The organism is Leifsonia sp. KNZ12-8B, assembly GCF_056755495.1.
Genome location: NZ_JBPGXM010000209.1, coordinates 1 through 4,044, shown reverse-complemented (window position 1 = coordinate 4,044; position 4,044 = coordinate 1). Strand labels below are relative to the sequence as shown.

Annotated in this window: 2 protein-coding genes; one reads left to right on the top strand and one right to left on the bottom strand. The window is 71.8% G+C overall.

Features of this window, described 5'->3' with window-relative positions:
• Positions 1 to 1,928: DUF2207 domain-containing protein (locus ACR9ZG_RS18355; protein ID WP_481286284.1), on the top strand; the 1,928-nt coding region annotated here is incomplete at its 5' end.
• 10 nt (positions 1,929 to 1,938) lie between these two features.
• Here ACR9ZG_RS18355 and ACR9ZG_RS18350 read toward each other — a convergent pair.
• Entirely contained in the window at positions 1,939 to 3,813 is a 1,875-nt protein-coding gene (locus ACR9ZG_RS18350; RefSeq protein ID WP_481286283.1) for an alkyl/aryl-sulfatase, read from the bottom strand.
• Between the last annotated feature and the right edge of the window lie 231 nt (positions 3,814 to 4,044).

The following is a 4,044-nucleotide window of genomic DNA, read 5'->3' as shown; positions in this document are numbered from 1 at the left end:
GCCGGATGTCACCCCGGATCGCGGGGCAGGTGGGGGTCCGCGCTCGAAGCCGCTCGAGCGGCCGGGGCACGCGGCTGGTCGCCGCCGCGGTCGCCGCCATCGTGTGCTGCCTCGTCGGCGCAGCCGCCCTCCTGAGCGGCCAGGCCGCACCGGCCCAGGCGGTGTCGGCCCAGGCCACGCCGGCCCAGGCCGCGCCCGCCCTCACGCCCGCCGGCGTCGACGACTTCACCTTCGCGAGCTTCGACGGCGACTACCGGCTCGGCCGGGATGCGGAGGGGCACTCGACGCTCACCACCGTCGAGACGCTCGTCGCGCGCTTCCCCGAGACGGACCAGAACCACGGCATCCGGCGGCAGCTCGTCGAGGACTACGACTGCCACCCCACCGGCCTGGAGGTCGTGTCCGTCACCGATGAGGACGGCACCCCACGGCCGTACACCAGCGACTCCGACGACGGCATCCTCTCGCTCACGATCGCCGCGAAGGACTTCGTCCACGGCGACCAGACGTACGTCATCACGTACCGGCAGACGAACGTCACGCGCTACTTCGCCGACACCGACGACGACGAGTTCTACTGGGACGTCAACGGCACCGCGTGGGCCCAGCCCTTCGACCGTGTGACGGCGGACGTGCACCTCGGCACCGGACTGGCCGAGGCGCTGCAGGGCACCGCGTCCGCCTACCGCGGCGCCAGCGGCTCCACCGAGCCGGCGGACGTTGAGCGCACCGACGACGGGTTCCGCTTCCGGGCCGACCAGCTCGGTCCGGGCGAGAACCTGACGTTCGCGGTCGGCTTCGCGCCGGGCACGTTCACCCCGCGCGCCGACGGGCTGTTCGACACCGCGTGGGGCTTCGTCGCCGTCGCCGGCCTCGTGCTCGCCCTGCTTGCGGCGGTCGGAGCGATCGTCGTCCGCGTCCGCCTCCTGCGCGATGCCCCCGGTCGCGGCACGATCATCCCGGAGTACGTGCCGCCAGCGGAGGGACTGCTGCTCGCCGCCGACGTGGCAGGCCGCACCAGCAAGGCGGTCGCCGCGCAGACGCTCGATCTCGCGGTCTCGGGCCGGGTGCGCGTGCTGGAGAGCACGGGAATGTTCGGCCGCCGGTCCTACACGCTCGAGCTCGTCTCGACGGAGGCGTCCGGCCGGCAGGCGCTCCGCGAACCGCACCCGACGGCCGACGAGCTGCGGTTCCTGCGAGCGCTGTTCGGCGATGAGCTCCTCCCGGGATCGACGCTGGAGCTCGGCTCATCGAACACGCGCGTCGCACGATCCGTCTCGGCGGTGCTCAAGGGCGTGCACAAGGACGCCACCCGCCTCGGCTACCGCACCTCCGGTCCGCGCGGGCCGATCCTGGCGGTGATCCTCGCGGCCCTGGGCGGCCCGGCGCTCGCGGCCGTCGGGTCGGTGCTGTGCCTCCTCGGGGTCTACGGAGGAGCCGTGCCGATCCTGATCCTGATCGGCTCCATCCTGCTCTCCGCCGCGGCCGCCGTCCTGGTTGCGCACTCGCCCCTGACCAGTACAGGCACGGCACTGCGCGAGTACATGGACGGTCTGCGGATGTACGTGGAGCTCGCCGAGGCCGACCGCATCCGCTACCTCCAGTCGCCGCAGGGGGCCGAGCGCGTCCCGGTCGCCGTGGACGACGCCCGCGAGATGCTGCACCTCACCGAACGCCTGCTGCCCTGGGCCGTGCTGTTCGGCGAGGAGAAGAAGTGGCTGGCCGAGCTCGGACGCTTCTACGAGGAGACCGGGCAGACGCCGACCTGGTACTCCGGCCAGACCGCCTTCAACGCCGCCGTCCTCTCGCAGGTGGTGCGCGGAGTCTCCTCCAGCACGACCATGACGAGCAGCTCATCCACCGGCGGCACCGGAGGCAGCGGCTCCTCGGGCGGCGGTGGCGGCGGAGGCGGAGGAGGCGGGGTCTAGGGCCTTCCCCTCACGGCAGCACGATGTCGAATCCCGGGTCGCCCGGGTCCAGCACGCCGGTCAGCTCGGCCAGCACGCTCGCATCCCCGTCGATCGTGAGACCGTCCTGGCTCGTGTCTCCGCCGATCAGCGCCAGGAACCGGGGCTTGTCGAGGGTGAGGTGCAGCTGCGCGGTCCCGTCCGGCTCCTTCTCCACGGAGATGAGCACGCCGTTGCGCAGCGTGAGGTGGAAGCTGCGGCCCAGGTCGGCGAACGTGAGGTCGAGCGAGAGGTCGAGACCCCACGCCTTCGGGCCGTCCACCGTGATGGCGATCGCGTCGAAGAGCTGCTCCGGCGACAGCTGGGCGAGGATCGCGTGCGCCTTCGCGGAGATCGGCGTGCCGAAGTTCCCGTCGCGCAGCTCCGTCGCGCCCGAGAGGAAGAAGTTGCGCCAGGTGCCGTTCTCGGCGCCGTAGGCGAGCTGCTCCAGCGTGTCGGCGTAGAGCGCCTTCGCCGCGGTGTTCTCCGGCTCGGCGAAGACGGCATGGTCGAGGAGGGTCGCCGCCCAACGGAAGTCGCCGTCGTCGTAGGCCTGCTGCGCCAGCTCGACCACCCGGGCGACCCCGCCGATGGCGGCGACGTACCGCTCCGCGAGCGGCTTCGGCGGGTGCGGCCAGAGCCGCGCCGGATTGCCGTCGAACCAGCCCATGTACCGCTGGTAGATCGCCTTGACGTTGTGCGAGACCGAGCCGTAGTAGCCGTGAGTGCTCCAGCTCGCCTCCAGCGCGGGCGGCAACTCGATGGCCTCGGCGATCTCCGCCCCGGTGAGGCCGCGGTTCAGCAGCCGCAGCGTCTGATCGTGCAGGTAGCCGTAGAGGTCGCGCTGCACCGCGAGGAATGCCCTGACCTCCGCGTTGCCCCAGGTCGGCCAGTGGTGGGAGGCGAACACCACCTCCGTGTCGTCGCCGAAGCGCTCGATCGCCTCGGTGAGGTACTGCGACCACACGTGCGGGTCGCGCACGACGGCGCCGCGCAGCGTGAGCAGGTTGTGCAGGGTGTGCGTGGCGTTCTCCGCCATGCACAGCGCGCGATACCGCGGGAGGTGGAAGTGCATCTCGGACGGCGCCTCGGTCCCCGGCGCCATCTGGAACTCGAACTCGACGCCGTCGAAGGTGTGCCGCTCGCCGGTGGTCGTGACCTCGAGCGTCGGCACGACGATCCCCGGCGTCCCGGTGGAGGTGGTCTGCCCGAGTCCGGCCCCCACCTGTCCCTGCGGCCCGGGAGTCAGCGCCGCCCCGTACATGTAGCTGGAGCGCCGGGACATGGCGGTGCCCGCGTAGACGTTCTCCGAGATCGCGTGCCCGAGGAACCCTTCGGGGGCGACGATCTGCACCGTCCCGGCCTCGACCTCCTCGGGCGTGACGATGCCGAGCACGCCGCCGAAGTGGTCGATATGGCTGTGCGAGAAGATGACGGCGACGATGGGCCGGTCACCACGATGCCGCCGGTAGAGCGCCATCGCGGCAGCCGCCGTCTCCCGGGAGATCAGCGGGTCGATCACGATCACCCCGCGGTCGCCCTCGATGACGGACATCACCGACAGGTCGAAGCCGCGCACCTGGTAGATGCCGTCCACCACCTCGAACAGGCCGTGCTTCGCGACGAGCCTGCTCTGCCGCCAGAGGCTCGGATTCACGGTGGCGGGCGCCTGGTCGCCGGTGAGGAAGTCGTACCGGGAGAGGTCCCACACGGGCGCACCGGACGCATCCCGGATGACCGGATCATCCAGCGTGCCGATGAACCCCCGATCGGCGGCGTCGAAGTCGGCCGTGTCGCCGAACGGGAGGGTGCGCCCCGCCTCCGCATTGGCCGCCGCGACGGAGGCCGCCGGTTCGTTCTGCTGCATGGGAGCCTCCTCGATCGGTCGCGCGGGGGCGTCATCGGTCGCCCCGGAGCGCGCGCGGCCATGCTATTGACGGCACGGGGGTGCGTCTAGAGCGGGGAATCAGCGGCGACCGCCCCTCCCCACCCCGCCATCCCGCGCAGTATCCTGCCGCCGATCCGGAGGGGGACGCACATGGCCGAACTGATGGTGGACTACATCACCTCGCTCGACGGGTTCGGGTCGGCGGAGGGG

Coding starts and splice junctions, on each gene's coding strand:
- ACR9ZG_RS18350 (WP_481286283.1), bottom strand. CDS start 3,813: ATGCAGCAGAACGAACCGGCGGCCTCCGTCGCGGCGGCCAATGCGGAG.